Source organism: Acerihabitans sp. TG2 (genome assembly GCF_035013185.1).
Lineage (GTDB): Bacteria > Pseudomonadota > Gammaproteobacteria > Enterobacterales > Enterobacteriaceae > Acerihabitans.
Window position 1 is genome coordinate 145,949 of record NZ_JAYGJO010000005.1, and the last position, 26,608, is coordinate 172,556.

At 47.7% G+C, this 26,608-nt stretch carries 21 protein-coding genes and 1 pseudogene; 2 read left to right on the top strand and 20 right to left on the bottom strand.

Going from position 1 to position 26,608, the window contains the following annotated elements:
- Position 1: 1 nt before the first annotated feature.
- From SJI19_RS06455 to SJI19_RS06470, 4 genes are all read right to left on the bottom strand, one after another.
- Positions 2-1,180 carry a hypothetical protein gene (locus SJI19_RS06455; RefSeq protein WP_323477443.1) on the bottom strand — a complete coding sequence of 393 codons (1,179 nt, stop codon included), beginning with the start codon at positions 1,178-1,180 and terminating at the stop codon, positions 2-4.
- Positions 1,164-1,559, bottom strand: coding sequence for a hypothetical protein (locus SJI19_RS06460; protein WP_323477444.1), 396 nt, complete (start codon positions 1,557-1,559; stop codon positions 1,164-1,166). Before SJI19_RS06460 ends, SJI19_RS06455 begins: the two co-directional genes overlap by 17 nt.
- A gap of 1,236 nt (positions 1,560-2,795) precedes the next feature.
- Positions 2,796-3,287, bottom strand: coding sequence for a hypothetical protein (locus SJI19_RS06465; protein ID WP_323477445.1), 492 nt, complete (start codon positions 3,285-3,287; stop codon positions 2,796-2,798).
- A 654-nt stretch (positions 3,288-3,941) separates the two neighbouring features.
- A complete protein-coding gene (locus SJI19_RS06470) occupies positions 3,942-4,415 on the bottom strand; it encodes a lysozyme inhibitor LprI family protein (RefSeq protein WP_323477446.1) in 474 nt (157 codons plus the stop codon).
- A 123-nt stretch (positions 4,416-4,538) separates the two neighbouring features.
- On the opposite strand from SJI19_RS06470, the gene SJI19_RS06475 reads away from it, so the two are divergent.
- A complete protein-coding gene (locus SJI19_RS06475) occupies positions 4,539-4,964 on the top strand; it encodes a hypothetical protein (RefSeq protein ID WP_323477447.1) in 426 nt (141 codons plus the stop codon).
- Positions 4,965-5,058: 94 nt separating this feature from the next.
- On the opposite strand, the gene SJI19_RS06480 is transcribed toward SJI19_RS06475, so the two are convergent.
- From SJI19_RS06480 to SJI19_RS06545, 15 genes are all read right to left on the bottom strand, one after another.
- Complete coding sequence (locus SJI19_RS06480; protein ID WP_323477448.1) at positions 5,059-5,412, bottom strand: hypothetical protein; 354 nt, start codon at positions 5,410-5,412, stop codon at positions 5,059-5,061.
- 200 nt (positions 5,413-5,612) lie between these two features.
- Positions 5,613-5,813, bottom strand: a complete 201-nt coding sequence (locus SJI19_RS24785; protein ID WP_416347518.1) for a hypothetical protein — start codon at positions 5,811-5,813, stop codon at positions 5,613-5,615.
- A gap of 228 nt (positions 5,814-6,041) precedes the next feature.
- A complete protein-coding gene (locus SJI19_RS06485; RefSeq protein WP_323477449.1) occupies positions 6,042-6,764 on the bottom strand; it encodes a hypothetical protein in 723 nt (240 codons plus the stop codon).
- A gap of 35 nt (positions 6,765-6,799) precedes the next feature.
- Positions 6,800-8,053: a glycoside hydrolase family 19 protein gene (locus tag SJI19_RS06490; RefSeq protein WP_323477450.1), complete on the bottom strand. Its 1,254-nt coding sequence runs from the start codon at positions 8,051-8,053 to the stop codon at positions 6,800-6,802.
- A 264-nt stretch (positions 8,054-8,317) separates the two neighbouring features.
- Positions 8,318-9,262 carry a hypothetical protein gene (locus SJI19_RS06495; RefSeq protein WP_323477451.1) on the bottom strand — a complete coding sequence of 315 codons (945 nt, stop codon included), beginning with the start codon at positions 9,260-9,262 and terminating at the stop codon, positions 8,318-8,320.
- 1 nt (position 9,263) lies between these two features.
- Positions 9,264-11,573 carry a hypothetical protein gene (locus SJI19_RS06500; RefSeq protein WP_323477452.1) on the bottom strand — a complete coding sequence of 770 codons (2,310 nt, stop codon included), beginning with the start codon at positions 11,571-11,573 and terminating at the stop codon, positions 9,264-9,266.
- An 11-nt stretch (positions 11,574-11,584) separates the two neighbouring features.
- Complete coding sequence (locus SJI19_RS06505) at positions 11,585-13,942, bottom strand: type VI secretion system tip protein VgrG (RefSeq protein WP_323477453.1); 2,358 nt, start codon at positions 13,940-13,942, stop codon at positions 11,585-11,587.
- Positions 13,935-16,601, bottom strand: coding sequence for a type VI secretion system ATPase TssH (gene tssH, locus SJI19_RS06510; protein WP_323477454.1), 2,667 nt, complete (start codon positions 16,599-16,601; stop codon positions 13,935-13,937). Before tssH ends, SJI19_RS06505 begins: the two co-directional genes overlap by 8 nt.
- A 169-nt stretch (positions 16,602-16,770) precedes the next feature.
- Positions 16,771-17,262, bottom strand: coding sequence for an Hcp family type VI secretion system effector (locus SJI19_RS06515; RefSeq protein ID WP_323477455.1), 492 nt, complete (start codon positions 17,260-17,262; stop codon positions 16,771-16,773).
- Positions 17,263-17,294: 32 nt separating this feature from the next.
- The gene (locus SJI19_RS06520) at positions 17,295-19,055 is read right to left on the bottom strand and encodes an OmpA family protein (protein ID WP_323477456.1); all 1,761 of its coding nucleotides are present in this window, start codon (positions 19,053-19,055) and stop codon (positions 17,295-17,297) included.
- A complete protein-coding gene (gene tssL, locus SJI19_RS06525) occupies positions 19,055-19,744 on the bottom strand; it encodes a type VI secretion system protein TssL, short form (RefSeq protein WP_323477457.1) in 690 nt (229 codons plus the stop codon). Before tssL ends, SJI19_RS06520 begins: the two co-directional genes overlap by 1 nt.
- Positions 19,741-21,090, bottom strand: coding sequence for a type VI secretion system baseplate subunit TssK (gene tssK, locus SJI19_RS06530; protein ID WP_323477458.1), 1,350 nt, complete (start codon positions 21,088-21,090; stop codon positions 19,741-19,743). Before tssK ends, tssL begins: the two co-directional genes overlap by 4 nt.
- Before the next feature lie 11 nt (positions 21,091-21,101).
- On the bottom strand, positions 21,102-22,649 hold the full coding sequence (tssC, locus tag SJI19_RS06535; RefSeq protein WP_323477459.1) for a type VI secretion system contractile sheath large subunit: 1,548 nt from the start codon (positions 22,647-22,649) through the stop codon (positions 21,102-21,104).
- 30 nt (positions 22,650-22,679) lie between these two features.
- Positions 22,680-23,177: a type VI secretion system contractile sheath small subunit gene (gene tssB, locus SJI19_RS06540; protein ID WP_323477460.1), complete on the bottom strand. Its 498-nt coding sequence runs from the start codon at positions 23,175-23,177 to the stop codon at positions 22,680-22,682.
- A gap of 944 nt (positions 23,178-24,121) precedes the next feature.
- The gene (locus SJI19_RS06545) at positions 24,122-24,307 is read right to left on the bottom strand and encodes a hypothetical protein (protein WP_323477461.1); all 186 of its coding nucleotides are present in this window, start codon (positions 24,305-24,307) and stop codon (positions 24,122-24,124) included.
- Positions 24,308-24,508: 201 nt separating this feature from the next.
- Here SJI19_RS06545 and SJI19_RS06550 point away from each other — a divergent pair, with 201 nt between their 5' ends.
- Positions 24,509-26,164 (top strand): methyl-accepting chemotaxis protein, encoded by a 1,656-nt coding sequence (locus tag SJI19_RS06550; protein ID WP_323477462.1) that lies wholly within the window; start codon positions 24,509-24,511, stop codon positions 26,162-26,164.
- Positions 26,165-26,238: 74 nt separating this feature from the next.
- On the opposite strand, the pseudogene SJI19_RS24790 reads toward SJI19_RS06550, so the two are convergent.
- Positions 26,239-26,520, bottom strand: a pseudogene (locus SJI19_RS24790) (DinB family protein); the annotation flags it as partial.
- Positions 26,521-26,608: the final 88 nt, after the last annotated feature.

Genomic DNA, 26,608 nt, shown 5'->3' on the forward strand with positions numbered 1-26,608 from the left:
TTTACACAATCCCTGATGATTTTTCTGACGTCACAGCACATAACTGGTGACAAGAAGGTGCTGATTCCACGACCACGATTTGTGGCTCTTGGTCAACATGGCACTGGCGGGCCGCCAGGATCACGGCCTGCCAAAGGGCCGCCGTGCCGGCATAACCGGCGACAGTATCAATATTGACAGTACGCTGCCCTGTCAGTGCTGGGGCGAAAGTGACACAAGCCTGGACCCATGACGACTCACTGGCTATTTTCCCGCCGGTGAGCCAACCCCGGATGGGCGCGGTTTTGCTTAGGTTCCCCCATAGCATCGCGTGACGTAAGGCGTGGGGGAGATCACCGTGCTGGCTGGGTTGTGGGCGATGGATGCGGATCGCCGGTGAAGACATGTTGGGAAGTTTGCGATTACTCACTAACATGACGGTGATGGCCTCACCACTGTCCTGAGGTGCAACCTCATAAAGTTGTGCACTGACAATCAGTAACGCACCGGGAATCTCATGCTGCCAGTCAAGCCAGCGATCCAGAATGCGCGATCCCGAGAGGGGGTGGATCCGGCGCAGCGGATACGCCATGCCGGCAATCAACCTGTCCGTGATATCGACGATATTCTCACCGCCATCGAATGCCAGATAACAGGGCAACTCTGGCGGAAGCTGGGCTAACAGATGACTCGCCTTGCCACAAATATCATCCAGATAACATGCCAGAATGTCGGCCGGTTTTCCCCTGTCGGGTAAGGCTGAATGTCGTAACACACTGACGCCATCTCGGGCGAGGCTGGGTTCAATCATGGGCACATTTTTGACGGCGGCCCGATGCGTTTTTATCCCCCCGACTTCCAGTGCATTAATCAGATATCCACCGATAAACCAGGCGAAACGCTGCCCCCTGGCTGTCTCTGATGCCATCAGTCGCTCGCGTTCTTTATTCCATGAGACGCTACCGATACGCTCGAGTTGATACGCTATGCGACGTAAGGCAAACGCACTCCCCCAGATCAGCCAGGGTAGACAGGTGGCACTAAACCAGAACCTAACCCCGGTGCGTTCACTCGGCCAGAACCACAGTGTCATGCCCACACCGGTCAGAAACATCACCACACCTGACATGACCCAACGTGCCGTGACGGGGCGGCGGATATCCGGCGCTTTAGCCGGGATGGCATCAAGATTGACTGGCATGATTAGCTGACCACGGCATCGGGCTGCGACCTAATAAGCGTGCCGCGACAACCTCTTTTATGACCGAGGAAGGCAACAGAAATACCCTTGTCTGGATAGCCTTGATAGTCTGGATTGCCTTCAGTAACGGTGGTTGGCCCATGACGGTTAATCGGGCAGGGCAGGTTGTCGCCTTTGCGGACAACACCGATACGCCAAAACACCTGGCATCAACACCTGACTGAACTTCACACTCATGGGGGCATTGATCGCCGATACGAACCATTCCTGGCATAACTGCTCCTGTTATTTCAGTAATCTCATTTCCTGACATAAATTTGTGACCATTGCCTGCGGTGTCAATAACCCACAACCGGCTAACATAAACGACGTCATTCATGGGTCTGCCCATGTGTAGCGTCAACCGCTAAAATAAATAACATTTTTAATAAAATGGAAGATGTTATTTATCGTAATAATGATAAGTGTGCGAATATAAAAAGTATCTCCAGTCAACCGACTATTATGAACAGCCAATGGCCATGCTTTCTAAACAACACCGTAGAAATATAAAATTCATAACTTCACAAATAAGAGTAGTTGAGTTTTTTTATCAAACTTATTGTTAACAATAACATCCGTTTCTGTACTGTAGTTGTTCAAAAAGTGGAGTTTATTTTTACAGCAATGTAGATGATTTTGTTACAGTATTATTTTTAAATGCGTTTTCTTACTTGCCCTACAGTAATAAGTCAGTGCATTTCATGTTTCCATCTATTTTTTGGTTTTTTTCATTAAGATATCGAATACGGCACCATTTTTCTGTCTCATTTTTATATAATAAAGTGATCTTATCTTTTTTAATAAGATAGAATTCCAATTTATTAAACGATGTGTCATAAAAGTAGGCTTTATCGGAGGCAACCGCAAAAGGGGGTGATGGTTGGTTTTTTATGTTGCATATGTTGATTGGGGGAGCGTTATTCAAAATCATTTGATCATTTAATTTATTTAGCGTCTTAAACGCGACGTCAAGAGGAATACCCAGAAAAATAGTCGATAGCGGACAAATTTTTAGTGGTTTTGATGTAACGAAAATAATACCGGTTTTATCAAACTCAAATAAAGCCGCCTTTTTTTAAAATGTCGTATAACTCATTAATTCTGAAGAAAATGGCATCAATGAGGCTGTAAAGCCATTATCATTTTTTTCTAATTGATACTTTACTGTACAGCCAGTTGGTGATGAAGCACCTGTATCAATATTGCCTCCGTATAAGGTCGATGTAAATATTCCACTCGTACTTTTTTCAATCCTAATAAACTCATTTAATTTTTATATATTGAAAATTAGTAATTTACAGGTAATGAAAATAATAGGGAAAATAAACTAATAATAACGTTAACGTTAACTTTCACTTTTTGAACTCGCTAGTGCGTTATTGTTTCACGTGTGAATATTTTTATAATCCTAACTTAAATAATATTTTGTTATTTATAAAGTCGTGGCGTATTCTCCAACTATATGGGTTTATTCTTCCTTTTTATTAGGATTGTAAGATTTTTTAACCATTAAAAAACCACCCCAAGAATATGTTGCCCTTGTTAGAATATTTTGTATTCCAAGGCAGATATTTTAAGTAAACTTGTCTTTTAAGTATTTCTTTATTGATGCAGCATTTTTATACTTAAAGTGTAAATGTTCCCCATTAAAATCTCCATTCTGTCCTTGTAACTCTGGATCGTTAGTGATTGATTTGTTCGGTATCAGTTTATGATTTTTATAGGAATAACCATATGTTTTATACAAATCACCGTTGATTTTTTCAGCACGATGTTTTTGATGCCAAGAGACCAAAATAACTATATTTTTTACTTGATTTAACTTTATGAAAAAAAAAGTGTCAATGTTAGGGACATCACCATTGGTTTCATATGAATCAATTTTATAACTTTTATTATTTCTTTCTAAATACAACCCAACGGGATGGCTGATGTCATTTTCTGTTTTTATATATACCCGGCTATTTTTATCAATATTAAAAGGGCCATGAATGATATTTCCCTGGGTTAATGCAATCGATGGAGTTAATAATAAAGAAACTAAAATCACAATTTTTTTAAACATAAATCAAGTCCTTATAGATACCTAGTCTGGATGAAAATGATCATACAAGATCACCATTTTTAAACACCTCCATATGGTTCATCCATTGCATATCGTCCAACCATGTTTTGGCATAAGCGATACGACGTTGGTGATAATCCTCGAAAAACGCTTTCCAGCGCGGATGGTGGCAACCAGCGCTCAATTCATTATCGTGTTTTACTATCAGGCGAGCAGCGATATCTCTGATCCCCCTTGTCGGGTGATGTATGGCGCTATACAGCTTTCAACTGAAAGGCTGTCGCCACTGCCCGCGGTGATGTGTTTGACCCGGTTTTTATAAAAGATGGCGAGTTGTTGTTTGGCTGATCTCTTAAGTCCAACCCTGAAAAACACAACAAATCGCCAATGACGGTAGCTATTGGTAACGTAAAAATCGTGGGAGACGTAAAGCGGGTGTTACATTGGGACTTGAAGTATTTTGCCCGTAGCGGCTACTCGGTGGGTTCAGTTTTGGTATCGAATTCCCCTGTTACCGACCAGTCCCGAGAGTTTGCTGCTCAATGTTCTTGCTTAAAAAGCCGCCTCTCAGCGGATTTTTAAGTTTCTGGGCAAGAGACTACGCGCAGATTAAAAGGATCTCAAGAAGATCCTTTCTACCAACTTCATATTTCATTACTGCTCTGAATGAAGAAACTGATTTCTATCTTTGCATCCAGTATCCGAGAACCGTTTACCCATAAACTCACAATGATATTTAACGTAGTCATTCCATTTAGTCTGTGACATAGGTTGAACCACACCGCTATTAGCCTCTTTCGTAATTATTGCTTTTAGCTCACGGTTTCTCTCGTATGTTTGCTGATACATACAAGCATTTTGGTTTATTTTATACTCAGCACCATCATCAGGAGTATATGAGCAAATTTCATCTCTGGCTTTAAGCCATAGCTTCTGGGAGCGATTGACTTCAGTTTTTATTTCAGGGAATGATGTAACAATTTTGTTATACACATAATTAAGAATCATATCCTCCGATTTATAGTTATCATGAGAACATTTTTCCAACGCGGCAGTATTTTCACTTATGCAATTTTCATAAGCAAAAGTAGAAAAACCAATTAAAGATAATAGTATTATTTTTTTCATTGAGACAACCCTTCCTCAAATAATTTAGCTTCATCTTCTCTTCGAGTTATTAACCCATCAAGTCCCTTATCAATCCAAAGCCTCTTCATTGACCGGAACTGATTAGGGATATCACTCAACACATTGATTGCTATATTTTTTTCTTCACTCACAGCAACAGTTGCAGCTAAGGAAATTTTGGTATTTAAATGCGATACTGTAAGAAATAAAACAATAAAGATATCCAGAATCGGCGATAGAATATTCTATTCGTACGGAAAAGATCAGAATAAGGATGTCGAAATAGAAAAAGATCTATACAGGTCTGATATTCCAGGTATGTTCTCGGATGGTATCATTATGGCTAATAAATCGGGGCCATACATATATAATACTATTAGTTTCGATAAAGACGAGCATGAGTACATCGTCACTGCACTAAGTGAAATTAATGTAGCATCAGAAAAAATATTCTCTGGGATTTACGTACAAAAAAACGGCATCCAGAGAGAAAAAACAAAATGCCAAGAAGGAACGATAAAAAAAAACTTTGAGTCACTGTACAAATAAAATATCGGACTTTTAAATAATATAAACTCAATATTTTTTATAAACTCCAGTAAAAATACTCGCACTACTGAATATGGGGCAAGCCCCGTAAATATTATTTTTTAGGACCAATTCCGGTTCCTGTCGGCAATAATATTTGTGACTTGAGCCACCCCTCTACTGTTTCACCATTTTTTTTAAAGTACATCACCGAAGAAAAACCATTAAATTCGGCATAGACATTAACTAAATCTCCTTTTATTAAAAATATTTTTTTATTTATGCACTTCTCATCAGGGGCATCGTAAAAATACAACCGTCCGCTACCAGATACAATATACCCTGATTGCTCGCCATCAACATACGATTGGCTAGACTCAGATTTAGCATTTATTTCATCACATTCTTCTTTTGCATAAAGAGAAATAGACAAAAAGAATAAAATAAATAATAATAACAATCTAGTCATAACAATCCCTGTTTTTTCATGATACTAATGAGTTTATCTGCATAAGTGCAAATAGTCAGGGTTCGACACATTGTGAATAACTTGCAAATACTCTTCCTCTAATTCCTCCAACCACCACCGTCAAAACGCTACGCGCGATGCCCGGCACATGGCGCAAGCAGAAAAAAGGATCACAAGAATATCCATTCATTGATGTTATTTTAACCCTCTATCGAACTGACAAAGTTATTCAAAAATACTTTTATTGAAATAATTTCATCTAATATACATTGGTTCTCTAGAAGAATACCATTTTGTCCTCCGGATTTAATCCACAATGAACACTTATTAATAATCTCTTTCTTCTGATCTTCTATATAGGAATTAAGATCTATAATTTTTCCATCCTCGGTTGAAGTTATACCTTTATTTTTTGAAAAATCTCATTTATAATTTTATCTTGCTTAATTAACTCGGAATTAATATAATTTGTAGCCACTGGATGGTTTGAAATATCTGAAATGCACTTGCTGTATGTGCCACTGTATTTATTATCACCATTCGATGCTGAATAAAACGGTACAAATATAAAAATAACAATGACAATTTTTTTATTATTAATAATACTCATCGCCATTAAATCTCACCAATTACTGAAAAGAAAAATCATCGGATTTGATCCACGAAATAATATTTTTCCCAGAGGCTGTCTTGTATCTTATTTTGTAAAAGTCGCCATTATTTGACATGTCAATTAGCGTGAAAACATCACCCTTTATTAAATAAGATTTCAGCCTCGTATCAATGCTATCTGTTTTAAATAATCTCGTTTTGTCGACTGTCACTTGCCCAACTAAATTGTTCCTTTCGGAAAAGTCATCACCCGTTGTCATTAAGACACTGTCGGTTATTTTGCCATTGGCAAAATAAGTTCTTTTAACTTGATTACAACCAATACATGAGTCTCTGAATAGTAATTCCCATTTACCATTTGAGTTTACTTTATAAACGTCATCATTCCATTTTCCAGAGTCACGCCAAGAACTGACGATTTTATCATCATGGATTGAGATATTGCAGATTTGTTCTTTTAACCCTATTGTTGGATTAGGGTTTATTGAACGTCCTTTTATTTCAAATAAAACTGAGCACTTATTAATTTCGTGTCCAGTTGTTGCAGCTAAATATTTTATTCCTTGATAGTTAATTATTGATAAATTTTCATATTCTTGATTAACTATTTTTAGTATTTCTGCGGGAATTATATACCCCTCAAGAATTATCGGACTACTAGAAAATTCATGGCTATATGTGTTTGCTATAATTAAAAAATATATGGCAATCAATAGGTATAATTTTTTAATTAATGTCATTGTAAACTCCAAACTTTTTTGATGGCATCGAAGTATTACTGTCTTTCCGCTAATCCATTGTTACCGCCATTCACTGTTTTAGTTATTAAGCGGACATTATTTTTGTCATTATCGATCAATACATTTATATCTCCATTAGCATTAAATTTCTTGAAGATTCCACCATTATATCTCCAAAACCAAGCGGATGCTTTAATGGTGTTTTCCATGCTTGCTGCGACATGGTCTGGTTCCGTAACAAACCTTGCTCCAGAATACTGGGAAAACAGTCTATAATTTTTCTTCCATGTTAACTGAATAAGTCCCCTTCCCCTATATTTTGGGCTGTCACCAACCACTGTATTTTCATATTTTAATGCGTCGGAATGTCGTCCAGGATCATAGTTTTCCCCAGAGCCGAATTCTATAGTTGTATCAAGGTGGGCTGATTCATGCAAACACTGAGACAGAAAATGTGCTTTATGATAAGGACCAACGATTCCATATTTAATCATTATCTCTTTAAGCATATAAACAAATTTTTTCTTATCAAATTCAAATACATTTTGGTAGTTTTCTTGGAATTTTTTTGCAAATAGTTTTCCCCCATTTTTTCCAGTAAACCATGGGTTTTTGTGACCTAACAATGCCTCAATCATTTCAACAGTGATTTCGTATTGGTCACAGTCTTTTAACGCTGAGCAGAAAACCACCGGATGAAAATGCCATACTGGATCACCATTTTTAAACGACTCCACCTGGTTCATCCATTGCATATCGTCCAGCCATTTTTTGGCATAAGCGATACGCAGTTGGTCATAATCCTCGAAAAACGCTTTCCAGCGCGGATGGTGGCTACCAGCGCTCCATTCATTGTCGTGTTTTACTATCAGGTGGGCAGCGATATCTCTGATCCCCATCGTCGGGTGATGTATGGCGCTATACAGCTGTTCGACTGAAATGCTATCGCCACGTCCCGCAGTGATGTGTTTGACCAGGTTTTTATAAAAGGTGGCGAGCTGTTGTTGCCCTATGCCCCGGTCTGGGATCACGTTGGCTGCGAACGTGTTAAATGCGCCTTGCACCCAGTTTTCCCGCAAGGACTCTGATATATCCAGTGGCGCGCATTGATCCAGCGCAGTGAATCCCAATTCTTTCAGGTCGTACTGATGCAGTTCCTTTACATCACCTCGTGCCATCCATCTATAGAGGCTGATTTCGAACCAGGTTGCACCGTTTTGGTCTTTAATCGAGTGGCATTCCTCGCGCGGCAGGATGATGCCGCCATCCTTTTCGGCCCGGTGCGACATTAACGTAAAGGTGCTATTTTCCCCGTCTCCGATTTTTTGATACAGTGGTTTATCTGGGGGTACCTGATGTATTGTTGTCCGCTGGTCACCTGGCCCGGATTATTCAGAAAATGTGGCATTCGCGGGTCGGTGCTGAGAACCTCAATATGCACATGATGGCAGTTATCATTTCATCTGGATAATTACTTGTTAATTATCAGTCTTACTCTAATGCTAATTATTTTATCTACAGTATTATTTTTAAATGCACTTTTCTTACTTGCTTTACAATAATAAATCAGTGCATTTCATTTTTCCATCCATTTTTTGGTTTTTTTCATTAAAATATCGAATACGGCACCATTTTTCTGTTTCATTTTTATATAATAAAGTGATCTTATCTTTTTTAATAAGATAGGATTTCAACTTATTAAACGAGTCGTCATAAAAATAGGCTTTATCTGAGATGACCTGAAAAGGAGGGAATGGTTGGTTTTTTATGTTGTATATTTTTATTGGGGTGGCGTTATTCAAAAATATTTCGTCATTTAGTTTATTTAGCTTCTTAAACTCTACTTCAAGAGGTTGTTTATTGAGTATCACAACCCACGTTTTTTCATCATAACTTTCACACCTACCAGTTTTATCTTTACACGATAGTATTATATGTTTTCCATCCAAAAAATCGTGTTTAGTTTTATACGTTTGATATATGTAGTGATCGTGACTTCTATATAGCATGATGGGCAGTTTTTTATTTTTTCCATTGATAAAATCTAATGTGTCAAGTTCATTGTTGTTGTCTATTCTACTTATTACAACTTCATCAAATTTTATGTCCGTTAAATCAACGCCTGGGTCGATTATCTTGTTAAGTCCACAGCGGCCCTCATTATAATAAACTCCATTTTTATTGCTTTTAAGCTCAGCATACATGCAATTAACAAAAAAATTATTATTTTTATAATTCAATATAGAGTAGGTGGTGTATGAATCAAGAGAATTGTTTTGGTGAACAATTGCTGGGCTTCCACCAAAAAAGTCAAAATAATACCATGAATTACCTTCATTCCTTTCGTTATAAGATAACGTTGCTTTTCCTTCTGCGGAGACAACAGTGATTTGTTTTTTTTCTTTATCATAAGAGTATGTTTTATCACCACCGGCATGGCAATTACTATGTATAGCTAACATTGACGAAATAAGTATCAATTGATTAAATTTTTTCATATTAGAATGCCTTGGTTATAGTTGACGTTTCCTCAAGAATCGCTTGAAGCTTAGTTGCATAAGATGCAATCAGCGCGGAATTATCTTTACCGTTTATAATGTAACGTGCTGTAGTATAATCAACCTTTGATTCATTGATGTAATCCTTCAAAGATTTTCCGGTAAAAATCCCATTTTCCATTCCCCATACCATAATGGGTACGGAATGTGTCAAATCACCAGCTAACTCGGGTTTCTCGACAAAATTAATACCAAATTTATCGCTGGCCTTTTTATAATTATTTTTCCATGTAAGGTGAACACAACCACGGCCTCTATATTTAAATCCATCCCCTTGAGCCGTATTGCCATAATTTATGGCGTTTTTTCTTTTTTTAGGTGTGTCAGCCAAAATAGGGTCGTACATATTAAAATAGTTTTTATCGCCTATTTCTGGTTTTTCACTAAAAAATTCACTAGACGTATAATGATAAGTTTCATGCCTTGCAGTAGCTAGCATATAAGCAATTTTATATAAATTCGGTTTAAACTCGGTAGACCTATAGTAAAAATCGTTGAGATTGTTCAGCAACTTTTTAATATTATTTTTACAGTTTTGCGATAATTTACGGGTGCCAGGGGCAAAGTTTGTATGTTCTTGCTCATATTTTTTTAGGAAGGCATCAATATTAATGACCTCATCTGATGTATTTATTGCCCCCAAAAACATAACCGGATGAAAATGCCATACCGGATCACCATTTTTAAACGACTCCACCTGGTTCATCCATTGCATATCGTCCAGCCATTTTTTGGCATAAGCGATACGAAGTGGGTCATAATCCTCGAAAAACGCTTTCCAGCGCGGATGGTGGCTACCAGCGCTCCATTCATTGTCGTGTTTTACTATCAGGTGGGCAGCGATATCTCTGATCCCCATTGTCGGGTGATGTATGGCGCTATACAGCTGTTCGACTGAAATGCTATCGCCACGTCCCGCAGTGATGTGTTTGACCAGGTTTTTATAAAAGGTGGCGAGCTGTTGTTGCCCTATGCCCCGGTCCGGGATCACGTTGGCTGCGAACGTGTTAAATGCGCCTTGCACCCAGTTTTCCCGCAAGGACTCTGATATATCCAGTGACGGGCTCTGATTCAGCGCAGTGAATCCCAATTCTTTCAGGTCGTACTGATGCAGTTCCTTTACATCACCTTGTGCCATCCAGCTATAGGGGCTGATTTCGAACCAGGTTGCACCGTTTTGGTCTTTAAACGGGTGGCATTTCTCGCGCGGCAGGATGATGCCGCCATCCTTTTCGACCCGGTGCGACATTAACGTAAAGGTGCTATTTTTCCCGTCTCCGATTTTTTGATACAGTGGTTTATCTGGGGGTACCCGAATGTATTGTTGTCCGCAGGCCACCTGGCCCGGATTATTCAGAAAATGTGGCATTCGCGGGTCGGTGCTGAGAACCTCAATATGCACATAGTGGCAGCTATCCACTTTGCTTTTGCCCGCAGGCGCAATATCTTCACCCAGGAAACCAATGGCATCACCGGCCTCGATCTCCAGCTTGGCTGATGGTTTGACTAGCGAATTATAGATCCCCTGAGCCTCGGCCCGTTGCATCCATACCGGGAGTTGTGCGTACTGTTCTCCATCTGGCTCCATAAACTCCGGCATTATGGTCACCCAGAACGGTTCTCCCGTTTCCTCGCCGTGGGCATTCAGGGTTTTCGCCAGTCCAAAAGTCTGCGGTTTACCGTGATTAAGGAACATCGCCGTTCGCAAAATGATGATCCGCGTGCCTTTACTCAGTTGCCCTTTTCCCGGCGAAATGGTCGGCACCGGGTCGGCGCAGTGGCTGCTTTCAAACGCGCCGGCAGGGTGCTTAAGCAGACCGGTTTTGGCCTTCATGTATTTTCTTTTTACAAAGTCAGACAATGGTGCGAGCCCCAGGTACAGCGTATAAAACTCTAGCCAGCTGTTGTTTTTTTGCGGGTCTGGCTGGCAGAGCGATTTCACCAGTATCATTGTGCTGGAATAGCGCAGGGTCTTGCCGTTGTAATTTGCGGTCAGGTAATCGTTGTTCAGGCGCCAGGCCACCACCTCGCCGTTAACCATGCACTGCAGGGGCACCGCAGTTGCTGCAGAGTCTGGCGCCAGTACCGAACCGGGAGCGGATAGGTTACTGAGGTGAATACCACCGTGCCATAAATAGTTAGTGCCTGCTAACCAGCTGCCGTGGGGTTCACGACCTATCAGCGCCATCACCTCGTCTAGTGTGCGGTACTCGCGTCCATCGCGTTTACGTATTGGGAAACAGATTTTCATGTCAGCTGTCCTTAGCGTGAAATATTGCCATTCGTTACAGGGGGTAGGGTTTCAACGGAGGTCGTGGCGGCGACCGGTTCTTTGGTATCCAGCGACCCACCACTCATCGGCACCTGATAGCACGGGACTTTGATGATAAAATCTCCCACCGAGCCATGCTCAATCCCAGCCGCACTGAGTTTCAGGTACGAACCGCCGCCATTGAGCGTCAGGGTTTTTGGCGTGCTGATGATAATCTCATCTTCGCGGCTGGTGATGGTGAGCTGTTGTTTGGCCAACAGTGCCAGGGTGTTGTGTTGTGCCAGGATCTCTACATCGCCCTGATTGGCCACCAGTTTTGCACCCGCTTTTTGTACAAACAGGCCCAGCGCCCGTTCTACCGTCACCGAGAGCGTTTTCATCGCGCCCAGACTGAGGTGCTGGCCGGCGTTAACCATGGTGTTGCCCACGCTGGTCAGTTGCAGATGTTCGCCAGAGGTGGCGGCGATGCCCAGCGGGGCGCTGGCCAGCACCACGGCTGATTGCAAATCGGACAGGCGGTTGTTTACCAGGTTTATCTGGGCCTGAAGGTCGCACGCCAGTGCCCCAGCCTGTTTGGCCGCCGAATGTAGCGCCTGCATCTGGCTGTTGGCCTGGTTAATCTGGTTAATGGCGGGGGTCATTTCCAGCACCGGCCCCTGGGCTTTTAGCTGTTTATCCGCTGTCAGGAACAGGCCCTTGGCTGCACGTACCGCACCGAATTCGTCCGTTCGCAGTTCAAAACCCGCACCACGTGGTTCACGTTGTGCATTGACCAGGTGGCCCAGATTCAGTTGGCTCTTGCCGAATTCCGTGGCGAGCTTGATATGCTCTTCCTGTCGCTTATCCTCCATGCGCAGTTTGTTATTTGCCGGGGTACGCCAGATATTGCGGGTGTGGTTATCGCGGGTGACGGGGTCGGCATGTTCACTGTCGTGCTGGGCATAGGCAATATAGGGCCGGTCCGGGTCACCGCTGTCAAACGCGATGGAAACTTCCGTACCGTCAAGCAACGGCGCATGCCAGCCATAGGTATCCCCGGCATACGGCTTGGCCATTCGTAACCACAGGTAGGCATATCCCGGTTCGGTATTGTTACGATCGAGGTCCAGTTTCACCCGATAGCGCCCCTGGTCGTCAAGCCAGGCGTAGGTATCGTCTTTCTCTTCACTTTGCACCCGGGCGGGCAGGGTGCCGGCGATCAGCGGGCGGTTTAGGCGTGCCGGGCGATAGCAGATGCTTTCACTGTAAGGGATGCCGTCAAATTCGAGCTGGAAACTGCTGCTACGTGAACCGCGGCTGCGTACCGTGGTGATAACGATGCCGTCTTTCAGGTCATGTGGTAAGGAATCCGGGGTTTCCAGTACCTGGCCGGGGGACAGCAGCGGGCTGGTCGAGCGTCCACTGGCCGTCAGTTGGCGGTTCAGAAGGTATTCGTGATGAATTCGGGCATAAAATGCCCCGGTTTCGGGCTGTTGAGCCTCGCCTGCGTTGTGAAACGGCTGCGCATAGTGGTAGACCTCGCCGGTGGTGAGGTTTTCCCGGCTGTTGATGCTTTCGGTGCTGTCCTGCGGCGTCAAAGCCTGACGATAGTGATAATCACGGGTGGTTACGCGCTCGCTCACCACATGGTAAGCGGTTCGGATATCCCAGACACTGTCCTGACCGCTGTCGCTCATTCCCGCCGGGTTATGTAACGGCAGTGTTACGCCGAACTGGTAGTGTGCCTGGGTGTCCTGGAATATCACCAAGTCCTGGCCAAGGCGGTCGTCCATGGCAAAACGCCAGAAAATACCGACTTCGGCCAACAGTCGCTGGACAAATTCAAGATCGGTTTCCCGCCACTGGGTAATGAGTTCTCGCGCCGGGTAGGCCTGGGACAGACGAAATTCAAAGTCCGGGCCTTCAAAGTCGTGCTTGCGCAGTACCTGCTCCACCACCTCTGTCACCGACTGGTTAAGGTAAATCTGGTTATTTTTGGTGTGTTGTAAGCGGGCGATGCGCGGTACCAGGGTCAATGCATAGCGGGTTTCTTCCGCTGAGGTGGCGAGGTGGCGAAAAGACTGTACCACACCATAAATACTACGCACCGGCAGCGCCGGCGCGCCGGTAAACACCGGCGTTTGCATGGTGAAGGATGCCGGTTTTAATAACAATATGTCGCAGGCGATGTCCGCAGTGGCACAGGTGACGCAGATAGTATAATACCAAGGATGGCTCAACGACTCTGTCGCCTGGAAACTCAGCACATCCAGAAAGTGCGGACAATCGTGCACCTCCAGGTGATAACGGGACTGCCCAAGAGACGCTATTCGCTGCCCGGCCGGGTTATTCGCGACCGAGTCATTCATGGTTGCTCTCCTGGGTGGTTTCATCAAAAACCAGCGTGATACCTTGCTCATCATCCCAGCCCAGCGTCAGCGCGGTGGTTGGTTGTTGCGCACTCATCCGACGTAATAGTTGCTGGCTCAGTACCGGCAAAATCTGCTGGTTGAGCAGACTGTCGATGTTGCGTGCGCCAGTGTCGGGCAACAGGCAGGCAGCGACGAGCATGTCGTACAGGCGGTCTTCGAGGGTGCATTGCAGGCCGTAATGTTGTTTCAGGCGTGTGGCGACCTTAGCCAGTTTCATTGCAACGATGGTGCGCAGCGCGGCGGCGTCCAGCGGGCGGTAGATCAGCGTCTGAAAACGGGCCAGCAGTGCGGGCTGGAAGTGGTCGCGCAGCATAGGGCGCAGCAGTTCGTGCATCTCGCGGTTGGACGCGTGCGGCTGTTCATGCAGTAATTGCAGCAGATGATCGCTGCCCAGGTTGGCGGTCATCAGGATGACGGTGTGACGAAAATCAATTTCACGCCCTTCGCCGTCACGCATGATGCCGCGGTCAAACACCTGATAAAACAGGTTGACCACGTCGGGGTGGGCTTTCTCAACTTCATCGAGCAATACCACGCTGTACGGCCGTTGGCGCACGGCTTCGGTCAGAATACCGCCCTGACCGTAACCGACGTAACCCGGCGGCGAGCCTTTGAGCTGAGAAACGGTATGCGCTTCCTGATATTCGGACATGTTGATGGTGATGAGCGATTTCTCGCCGCCGAACAGGGTATCGGCCAGCGACAGTGCGGTCTCGGTTTTACCCACGCCGCTCGGGCCGACCAGCAGGAATACCCCCAGCGGGCGGTTTTCGTCGGTGAGTCCGGTTTTGGCGGCCCGCAGGCGTTGTGCCATGTCGCGTAGCGCGGTGTCCTGCCCGACAATGCGGCTCGCGAGGTGGTTTTCCAGCAACAACAGGTCAGTCTGTTCGTCTTTTAGCAGACTGCTCAGCGGCACGCCGGTCCAGTCGGCGATAACGCTAGCCACCGTGCGTGCATCCACATCCAGCGACAGCAGCGGCGCGTTACCCTGAACGTGACTTAATTCTGCCTGCAATTCGGCCAGACGTGCCGGGTCGGCGAGTTCCTGACGGGCAGCGATGATCCCCTCGGTCAGCTGTTTTTCTGCGGTATATTGCTGTTCAAGTTTTTGCTGGCAGAGGGTGAGTGCCGCGCGACGGGTGTTGATCGCAGGCAAACGACCGGCACTGACGTTGGTTAACAACCGCTGATCTTGCTCGATGGCCTGTTGCTCCATGGCCAGCGCGGCGAGTTCAGCATGAATATCCATCAACGCTGGCGGTAGGGTGTCGATGCTCATGCGCACCCGCGCACCGGCGGTATCAAGCAGATCGACGGCTTTGTCCGGCAGTTGGCGGCCGGTGAGGAAGCGGCGGGAGAGGGTAACGGCGGCGGTGATCGCCGCATCCACAATGTGTACACCGTGGTGCTGGGCGTAGCGGCCTTTTAAACCACGTAACATCAGGCTGGCGTTGGCATCATCCGGCTCGTCGACTTTGACCATTTGGAAGCGGCGCTCAAGTGCGGCATCACGCTCGAAATACTGTTTGTACTCAGACCAGGTGGTGGCGGCAATGGTGCGCAGTTCGCCGCGTGCCAGCGCCGGTTTGAGCAGGTTGGCGGCATCTGCGCCACCGGCCTGATTGCCTGCGCCGATGAGGGTGTGGGCTTCATCAATAAACAGCAGCACCGGCGTCGGCGACTGCTGAACCGCGTCGATGACGTTTTTCAGCCGTTGTTCGAACTCGCCTTTGACCCCGGCACCGGCCTGCAACAGACCGAGATCGAGCGTGCGCAGGCTGACGCTTTTTAGGCTGTCGGGTACGTTACCTTCAGCGATACGCAGCGCCAGACCTTCCACCAGCGCGGTTTTACCGACACCCGGTTCGCCGACCAGGATCGGGTTGTTTTTACGGCGGCGCGACAGGATGTCGATCATCTGGCGGATCTCCGTGTCGCGGCCAAAGATCGGATCAATCTGTCCGGCTTTGGTTTTGGCGGTGATATCCAGCGTGAATTTATCCAGCGCGGCCTGTAAGGCTTCGCGTAACCCCTGACCTGAAAGGCTGTCCGCGTTGGTGGTTGGCGTGGTGTCATCGAGCGGGCACACCGGCATGCTCAGACGGGCTTGTTGTTGCCGTTCAGGACATTCATCGGATTGTGCATCCAGCAGCGGTTTGAGACGGCAGATCTGCGTGGTGCTCAGGCTGAACAGCGGCCAGGCACCTTCGCAGTGCAACAGGTGCGGCTGAGTTATCAGCGCCTCTAGCAGATGCACGCTGCGGATAGTTTGGTTATCGTCTTGCAATGACGCGGCAAACCAGGCCGCTTTGATCAGTGCCTGTAACGCATCAGCCAATTGCGGGCGGTTCTGCACCGAGCGAGGCAGGGCGTCGAGATGCGACAACAGGCTTTGCCACAGGCTGTCCATGTCCCATTCGTAGCGACGGGCCAATACGGTGATATCGCCTTCGCCCAGCTCGAGTAATTTCAGCAACCAGTGTTCAAGGGTGACCTCACTATGGGCTCGGGTTTGGCACAGCGTGGCAGCCGCGGCCAACGCCTTGGCGCAATACGGGTTTAAGCGACGTAGTAATACGGCTGATTGATGTTCCATGCTGCTGTGCTCCTTGTTATAGGTACGCTACCGCCCCTAGCCTTTCCTTTGCAGGAAACCAGGCCCATAAGGTCGATGTTCACATTGTTTTGCTGTTGGCGAAACGGCCGAAACCCGCCGTTTTGCCAACGACAAAAACAGCAGACGGCGAACCGTCTGCTGTGGGGTGTTAGGCGGTGGTCCGTTCGCTCCAGGAATCAGAATGAACGATGTTGCCGTCTTTGTAGGTCCAGGTGATTTTTTCGTAACGCAGCTCAACGGATTCGAGGTGGTTATGTTTCTCGAACGCGGCGTCTTTGACGTCGTGCATTTTCTGGGTGACTTTCACCAACTTCACGTTCTCAAGCTTGGTATTGAAATATTCCACTTCCTGACCGGCGTCGTTGATGCGATACCATTTAAACTCAGCGGATTTCAGGGTCTGACCGGTGGTCACCGCCTTGTACAGGTACGGGCTGGACGCATCGATTTCCTTAGTGAACAGGAACGGGGTATGGATCCGTGTCCCGGTCAGCTTGCCGGTATTGTTATCGGTTGGGATGTACAGCTTGTGCTCCTGTGCCACCACTTCGATGCTGCCTTCACGATCTTTAACGTCTACGGCACCTTTGATGTCCGCACCGCCGTCGTCTTTCAGCCACAAATAAACAGGAATTGCCACGGGTAAATCTCCATTTCTAGGTTAATCACGCATCAATCATTTGATGCGTATTGGGGTATCGGTACTTGGCAGGCATCAACCTGCGGTACCAGACTAATATCGACACGGCGGTTAGCCGCACGGCCTTTTGCCGTGTCGTTGGTCGCGATGGGGCGCGTTGCACCGTAGCCCTGAACCGCGAAGCAGGTGGGTGAAACGTCGCTGGTGGCGAGCATCCAGTCACGTAGTGCTTCGGCGCGTTTGAGTGACAGCACCTGGTTAGCGCGGGCATCACCGGTAATGTCGGTATGTCCGGCGACCACAATCAGCCAGCCGGGCTTGGCGTTGATGCCGATAAGCGCGTTGACCAGCATTTTGGTGTTGCCCGGTTTGAGCTGGTGCTTGCCCGTGTCAAACAGCGACAGCGCGTCGAGACGTACGGTGTTAGGCGTGTGTTTTTCCACCCGTGTTGGCGCATGCGGTGGTGGAATGTAGGTATCCATCGCCTGTTGCAGCGCCAGCCACAGATGCTGTCCCGGATATAATCCCAGACTGTATTTCAGAGGCTCACCCTGGCGCTGCCAGCGTTCGAGCAATAGCGCATCTTGTTGCAGGACAGCCAGTGACTGGGCTTTGGGCGCATAGTGGCTCATGGGGATGGCATGCCAGCGTTGTAAATCACGCCCTATCTGCTCGATAAGATTGCGGTTATTGGCAATAGAGAACCCTATTGCACTCAAGGCACAACACATCAGCAGACACACCATGCGACGAGAGGCTTGTCCACCCTGTACCGGCAACGCATAAGGCGACAGCAGTGCCAGCAACGCTTGAGGAAACTCATCGGCCGCTGCCGCACGCTCTAGTCTTGGCGGAAACTGAAGACAGGTGCGGCGATGCAACCCGTGCGCCCAAAACGAACGGTTTTCCTTTGCCGGGTAACCGGTGCGCAGTGCAATCGCAAACGGGTATAGCGCCGGGTAAAACCGATCGGCGCGCGCCAGCTCATCGAGCAGGATCTCACGGATAAAGGTGAACGCCTGACTCAAGACGGGCAGCAGTGTGATGTGGTGACCGGCGGTTTGCCATTGCCGCAGGGGTATGGGGTCGTCATTGACCGGACAAACGACGGCCTGTTCGCCACGAACAATAATCCACGGTATCTCAGGGCCGGAAAACTGACAGTTGAGAACCACCGGGAATCGCCAACCGGTCAGCAAATGCAGTTGTCTGATCTGTTGGCTCAGTGCTTTGAGCGTCGCCCGCAGAACCGCCTCATTTTGATGCTGATCCACCACACAAACGTACATGATGGACAGTTGCCCCAGTTGACGGGGCTGTTGCGCCTGGATATCGCGCACCACATCGCAAAGCGCGCTGACATCACCGACGCGCAGCCAGCAACCTTGCGCGGTTTTTCTGAGCTGTTTTTCGGACTGTTTTTCGGACTGTTGTTCAGCGTGTTGTTCAGCGTGTTGTGCTGAGTGTTGTGCCGAGTGTTGTGCGGACTGTCGTTCGGGTGGTTGTTCAAACGATTGCTCGGCAAATAACGCATCCAGCCCCTCACCACACACCAGCACCACCGGACCCTGCGTTGCCAATAACGGCAAGTCTGCGGTGTCACCCCGACCTGCGGTGTCAGGATGTCGGCAACCGCGCCGCCACAGTTGCCAGCAGGCCAGCATGACAATCACCAGTGTGAACAGCCCTTTGGCCCACATCGGGAGCGGAAAGAAGTACCACAGCAACCCTAACCACGCTGCGGTACCGATAATGGTGTAAAACACCCTGGATACAATGGCTGCGTTAGGCATTAATGGGGTAACTCCGGCAGCTGAGCCGACAGTAATAGCTGCAACCAGTGATACCCTCCCCACCAGACGGCCCCGGTGAACATGACCGCAAAGGCTGTCCACAACCATACCGAGCGTAACAGACTGTAACGGCGCCGACCGGTGCGGTGAATGATCAGGGATAAACCGGCATCAGGCGGGCAAACCCGCGCGTTGAGGGCTTTTAACGTCTCATCTCGCTGGGTCTGGTTCATTGCTTTCACGCTGTACAAACCCTGAAAGCCTAATGAGAGCACCCGGTGATAACACGTCAACACGGCCGCGACAGGCGCAGGCTGACGCAGTACTTCTGCAATCCGATCCCAGATCGCTTCACCGGCCTGCAGAGAACCGAAAAAACGCGCCTGAAGCGGTACCGCGCGCCAGGCCCGCTGGCCATCGTCGGTATTGCCGTCCTCGCCCTCGTTGGCTAGCGTGGTTTTACGGCTCATCACGGTTTCATCAAGCAGGGCGCACTGGGCATAAGAAATGTGCTTTATGCTATCGTCGTCATAACCCGCTTTTTCCAGTGCGGCGCGCACGTTTTCAACCTGTTGTTGGCACTGATGATAGAGCGCCTTACCATCGGACGTACTGGCACCGTGGCGCAGCATGGTGACCGTCAGCCAGGTTTCCGCCATCAATTGGTCAATGTCGATGTCTTCTCTCATGAGCGCAACACCGCAAATAACTCAAGTTCCAGTGTCCCCAGAAGTGAAGGAACGTAGAACATACACACCCCCTGATCCAACATGTCGCGGGCCGCCGCACTTTCCATATCCAACGCAAAGTACTGGTTCTCTAAACGCACCGGTAGTGCGGCAGGGACTCGGTCCACGGCAATAAGCGTGATGCCTTTTAGCGCGACGCTGTAGATTTCATTCACGTCATCGGGTGAACCCGCCTTGCACAGCGTTGGGAATCGCTCGGCAATCTGCCAGGCAGGAATATCAGAGCGCACCGAGAGGTACAGATCGGCTTCCTCACGCAAACGCACATCGTGCAGGGAGGCCTTCCAGGTTTGTTCATCAGGGCGTGACATTTCCAGTGCAATCACCCGTGATGGCAGGCTGGCTTCCAATAAGCCGGTAATAAGATCAAACAGTGGCACAAAGGTATTCGCCGGCTGCGCATGGTCATAGCCGGGAATGGCATCAAGATCGCTGTCAAGCGAGAAGGTCAGCATGCTGCCCGCCAGACGTGCCAGCTCGACCCATACCTGTTCAGGATGGCGGGCAGGAAAACGCTCGAATTCCGTCAACACCCGGGCGTGGGAGTTGAGGGCATTAAGCAGCCAGAACAGGGAAACATCCGCCACGGCGAAGTCGGCCAGCCGTTCGTTACTCTCGCGGCGCATTGACATCAGGCGCTGACGGCGGGAGCGCAGCTGGCGGTTCAGCAAGACCAGGCGTTCATGCAGTACCGGGCTGGCGGAAAATAACGCCATCGGCGGAATAAATGCCGGATCCTGGCGCCATCCACCCTGTCCGTCACGCACCAACCGGGCCACTGCGCAGGTCTTCCACGATTCGTTTTTTTCATGCTGAAAACGTATCGCCAGATTGAAGTAAGCCACGGCCATCGATTCGTCTTCGTGGCCAAAGTCATCAGCAACGGTGACCCATTGCTCACGGTAGCGTAATGGGCGTTCAGACACTGCGTTTTCCTGCTGAACATTGACGATGCCCGATTGCATCAACGGCAGTGCGAGCACTACCGTCACGGCATCCTGACCGACGAGGAGCCCCGGTTCCAGTTCGCGTGGTTCCGGCGGCAAATCGCTGTTGAGTGTGTCAACCAATGTGCCGTCAGCCAGCCAGAGCCGAAGGTGCCGAACCTGTATCTGTCCGCAAGACAGTAAACCGTCGTCAAACTCGACCTTTTCCACCCCCCATGGGAAGGGGGAGCTCAGTGCCGACACCCCTGCGCTCCTGAATGACTCCCACTCTGACTGTTGCTGGAACTGTTGAGGGCATAACAATGCCCCTTCGTTCCACAACGGACGATAAATTTTCATGGTATGACCGCTTATGCCTTAGCCTTTGGCATCTGAGAAACCAATGACAGGTTCACGTCCATCCCTTCCACCTGGAAGTGTGGCACGGCGTAGAGTTTCACGCGGAAGAACCCCGGGTTGTCCTCGATATCTTCCACGGTCACTTTCGCGTCCCGAAGCGGGTGGGAAGCCTGCAGATCGTCGCCTGGATCGGTCATTTTAGTGACCAGCGTGCGAGTCCAGGTGTTGAGCTCCAGCTCCAACAAGCGGCGATCTTTAGTGGTACCGATGTTTTCGCGTTGAATAAGCTTCAGATAATGCGCGATACGCGACAGCAGGAAAATGTATGGCAAGCGCGAGTTAATGCGGCTGTTAGCGGTGGCGTCGGCACTGTCATACAGCGCCGGTTTCTGCGCGGAGTTTGCGGAGAAGAAACAGGAGTAGTCGCGGTTTTTGTAATAAGACAGCGGGATAAAACCCAGATTGGCGAACTCGAACTCGCGGGTTTCAGGGATCATCACCTCAGACGGGATTTTGACCTGATTGCCAGTACCCAGATCGTAGCGGTGGATCGGCAAGTCGGTCACTGCGCCGCCAGCCTGCGGGCCACGAATTTGTACACACCAGCCGTTTTTGATGAAACTTTTCACCATGTTGGCCGCAAACGCGAATGCGGCGTTGGTCCACAGATATTTCTCGTGATCCGGGCCTTTCACTTCTTCGACGTAGTTGAAGCTGCGAACCGGTATGGTGTCCGGGCCGTAGGGCAGACGACCGAGCACCCGCGGCATGGTCAGGCCAATGTAGCGGGCATCATCAGAATCCCGGAAAGCTTTCCACTTGATGTATTCCGCACGGTCAAAGTAGTTGCCGATGTCTTTGATCGCCGCGACGTCTTCCATCGAATCTTTCAGGAAGAATGCCGGGCCGACGGCGCCAACGAACGGCATGTGTGCGGCAGCAGAGACTTTAGCGATATTACGCAGTAGCGCAATATCCTGCGGGCTAGCGTCGAATTCGTAGTTGGCGATGACAGAGCCAATTGGCTCGCCGCCCGGCGTGTCATATTCCTGAATGTAGGTATGGCGGTACAGGCCGCTCTGGATGATTTCAGGGCAATCGTCGAAGTCCTGACGCAGGTCATCTTTGGCCACGTCCAGCAGTTCGATTTTGACGTTTTGGCGGAAATCGCTACGGTCTACCAGGAATTTCAAGCCACGCCAGCCGGACTCCACGCGCTGGAATTCCGGATGATGCATCACCACGTCCAACTGACGGCTGATTTGCTCGTCAAGGGTGGCGATATGGCTGTCGAGCAGCGTTTTATCCAGACGCTGCACTTTCTGTCCAGACTGTTTCAGACGTTGCAAAAACACCTGAACGGCAGCGGTAACACGCTCATCAGTGGTCACCTCAGACATCGCCTGATTATCCTGGAAGACGTTGACGTCGCCCAATGATGACACCGGTGTCAGATTGATTTTTTCAAACAGCGAGGCGTAAACGCTTGCTGTGTTGGTGTGTTCCAGCACGGTTGTGCGGCTTTCTTGAGTATTCTCTGTGTTAACAGACATGAGCATAGTCTCTGGTTAATCCGGTTCAGGGGGAGGTTAAGCGTCTTTCGGTGCCAGCGCGGCCAGTTCAGTACGTAGGTCATTGCTCAAATCGTCATCTTTGAGGATGGTTTCGAGTTCTTTGCGAAAGGTCGCGTTGTCTAACAGGTTTGACTTGAGATCACGCAGCAGATTACGCATCGCCAGCATGGCGCGCAGTTGTGGGATCTGACGCACGACCTGCTCAGGCTCGAAATCTTTCATGTGTTTGAAGTTCAGCTTGATGTTTTCTTCGCTCTTATCGCCTGCCAGGGTGTTTTCCACGATCAGGTTTAACGCGGGGTTGAATTCGGCGAGTACGCTATTAAAGTTATTTTTGTTGATGTTCACTTTTTCGCGTTCAGATAACGGGCGATGTTCCTGACCGTTACTGTAATCACCCATTACCATGAGTTTTAATGGTAATTCAACGGTTTTCTGCGCGCCGCCGGTATGTAAGTCAAGTTTGATATTAACGCGCGCTTTCGGGATTTCATTCTGGAAACTATTGGACATTATTAGTTTTCCTGCTTGTATTTAGCGGAGATATATTGCGACAAGCAGAAATAAAAGCATTGCTTCCTGCAAAGCCACAAACGGGGTTTAATTAAGATGAGCGCATTACGGGTAAGAGTAATGAGATTCTTATTGAGACATAATATCCATTAACTAAAATTAAGCAATGCTGAATGTGAATGAAAAATATATACCCCACGTTATTCATATAATGGGAAAGAGTCTTTTTTTTGTCGTTAGGCACATTGAGATAATAAATTGATCCTCGCCGGATAAGCATTGCACTGTAAGTGGGTACTATTCTAGCATGAAGGGTGAAGGGTGAAGGGTGAAGGGTGAAGGGTGAAGGGTGAAGGGTGAAGTTATGCCGCAATAACCAATTGAATTATTGTTAATTTCTTTATTTGTAAGGTAATTTTCCAGATTTTTTATTTAATGATAGTCTTATTATTAGGTTATTTAATTATCCAATATTATATTTGCGAAAATAAATAGCTTTGCACATTGATGCTTCACTTGTCATCATGCGAGATCAGCGACTGGTGGGATGCCATGCTCGCAAGTGGAACACTGTTATGCAAAATTATTTATATCATTGTGACTAATATTACATATCGATATATGCACAAACGGATTGATCGTGATGATTATTTCCTCATTGTTTCTTGAGAAAATAATCGCATTTTTTCTCAGGTAATTAAGCTGTTTTTAACGGACGTATTAAGCGAAATCATGAACCTAATGCGCCAATTTGCATTTTAATTATACCACCTGTCCCAATGTGAGATTTTATCGGATAAATATAAAGCAACATTATCTCCTGTGTAATGCTTCATTTTTGCAATTTACCCCTTAGATATTACGGCGCATTGTCACAACGGATACATAAGGATTTTCCTCGCCATCTTATCCACTGACCAAAGGAACCTATCACCCATTCTGCGTTAGATAAAAACCAACATCCAAGACACATTCTTTCCGATTAAAACCATCGCCATATTCTGATCCCCGCAACGCTCAGAAACCTGTGTGCTTGCTTCGGCGTGTTTCAACCTGGCCATGATCTGACTGTCGCTAAAATGTATTTTTTTCATCCGAATATTGCCGATCCCTGTTTCTAAAAAGCCCACCTAGATATACCCCAGTGTGATGGCGGCATTTGCGCATGACATCAAAAACTAAAGTTTTCTGATTTTATGTCGTTATATTGTGAATTAAGGTGCCAAGAATCAGAAAAACCCGGCAGTGACAGGAAGTTGAGTTGACTGAGTAGAATGCTAAATGACTCTCGTTCCTGAATGTGCTGTTCACGCTATGGAAGGTATTTATTGATGAAGAATATTTCAGTTCGACTTGCGTTGACCGGCGCAATTTCCATTTTTGTGCTGATGATTTTGGCGATTTCCTGCGCAGGTTTATTCACCCTCACTCGCTCAAACGACACCACTGAGTTCGTTCACCAGGCGGATAGCCGGGTGATCCTGATCAATGATGTGTATAAAGATTCTGCACGTACCCGTGCAGGTTTTGCCCTGGTCTATGCCAGCTTATTGAAAAATGGCAAAGTCGATCCCTGGATTTTCAAAAATATCGAGACGACCCACCAGCGCATGCTTGCCAATATCCAACGATTCAAAGACCTTCCCGTCATGCTCAGTAGCGACGAAGACATAAAGACTGAACTGGTGGACTCGGCGAGTGCATTGAGCCAGCTTATCAACCAAGCGCAGCAACTGTTGCAGGTTGGGGATGTGAAAGGCTACTACGATATTAATATAAAGGATATCGACCAAGCGGGGGGACGATTTTCTAAATCGCTGGAGAAGTATCAGAAAAACACCCGTGAAACGGTAAACACGCTGACTGAGCAGCGAAACAGCGAATACCGGCAGTTGATGTGGACCATGGCCATGGTATTGATCATCACCCTTGCGATCACCATTACCGTGTTGTACGTATTGCGAAACACCATACTGCGACCGCTGAACTATGCGATCGAGCAACTCAATGCGGTGGCAAAAGGCGATTTAACCGCCGACATACGGGTATCAAGCAAAAGCGAAATGGGTAAATTGCTCTCTGCTATCAGTGGCATGCAGCAAAGCTTAATGCGTCTTGTCAGGCAAGTTCGCTTTGGCGTTGAAGAGATAAATATTGGTTCTAGGGAAATTGCGGCAGGTAACACCGATCTCTCTTCTCGCACTGAAGCACAGGCATCTTCACTTGAAGAAACCGCCTCCTCGATGGATGAACTCGCCTCCACCGTCAAGCAAAACGCCGACAATGCGCGTCAAACCAGCCAACTTGCCGCCAATGCTTCGCAAATGGCCGAGTCCGGTCGCAAGGTGGTGTCAGACGTCGTCCTGACAATGAATGAGATTTCTTCCAGTTCCAGCAAAATTTCCGAGATTATATCGGTAATCGACGGCATCGCTTTCCAAACCAATATACTGGCGTTAAATGCAGCGGTGGAAGCTGCACGTGCAGGAGAACAAGGGAAAGGTTTCGCCGTGGTAGCCAGCGAAGTCCGCTCGCTGGCTCAACGCACCGCCTCTGCTGCCAAAGAGATAAAATTGCTCATAGAAAACTCCACCGCCAAGGTCAACATAGGTGCCGAACAGGTTGAGCGTGCCGGTGTCACCATGCATGAAATCGTTTCGTCAGTGAAGCACGTCACTGACACCGTGGCGGAAATCTCGGCGGCATCACAGGAGCAGTCTTGCGGAATCGATCAGGTCAATCTGGCGGTGTCGCAGATGGATGCAGCCACGCAGCAGAATGCCTCGCTGGTGGAAGAGTCCTCAGCGGCCAGCGGTTCACTGATGGAACAGGTTCGTCTGCTGCTTGAAACGCTTCAGGTGTTTAAATTGCATGAACCGGCAGAGAGACCAGAGACGGTTAAGCCAAACACGGCAAAAGTATCGCAAAGTCTTGCCAACAAGCCAGCTGAGAAACCCAATGATAATGCTGGCTGGGAAACATTCTGAATAAACGATCCTTGTATCACGACATGTTGGCCAGATTTCCGGGCCGCGAGCCGGTGTGGTTTCTGAGCCAAACTTTGCAGCCAAATTCGGTCGGTCACCAGTAAATGATTTAATGTTCCGTGAATCGACTTGAAAAACGCCCCACAGTCCATGCGATAGTCTTGGTCGCGTAGCGTGCTGGCAGCGCTATATAGGCGTTCATTTGCCCATTGGTTATATTTGGCAAACATATCAAAGTGACTCTTTAACGACATTGACATATTTCCTCCGATATTGCGTTCATCGTTCGATATTGACATCGTTTGGTGAGCATAGGGTGGGCGATATAACACTAACAACCACACAGCAAAATCCATGCTGTTGACTCGATTTTGACGGTGGATATGGCGCAATGTCAATCTTGACGCAATTAAGCAAAGTGAGGCACTTGTGGTCTGGACCACC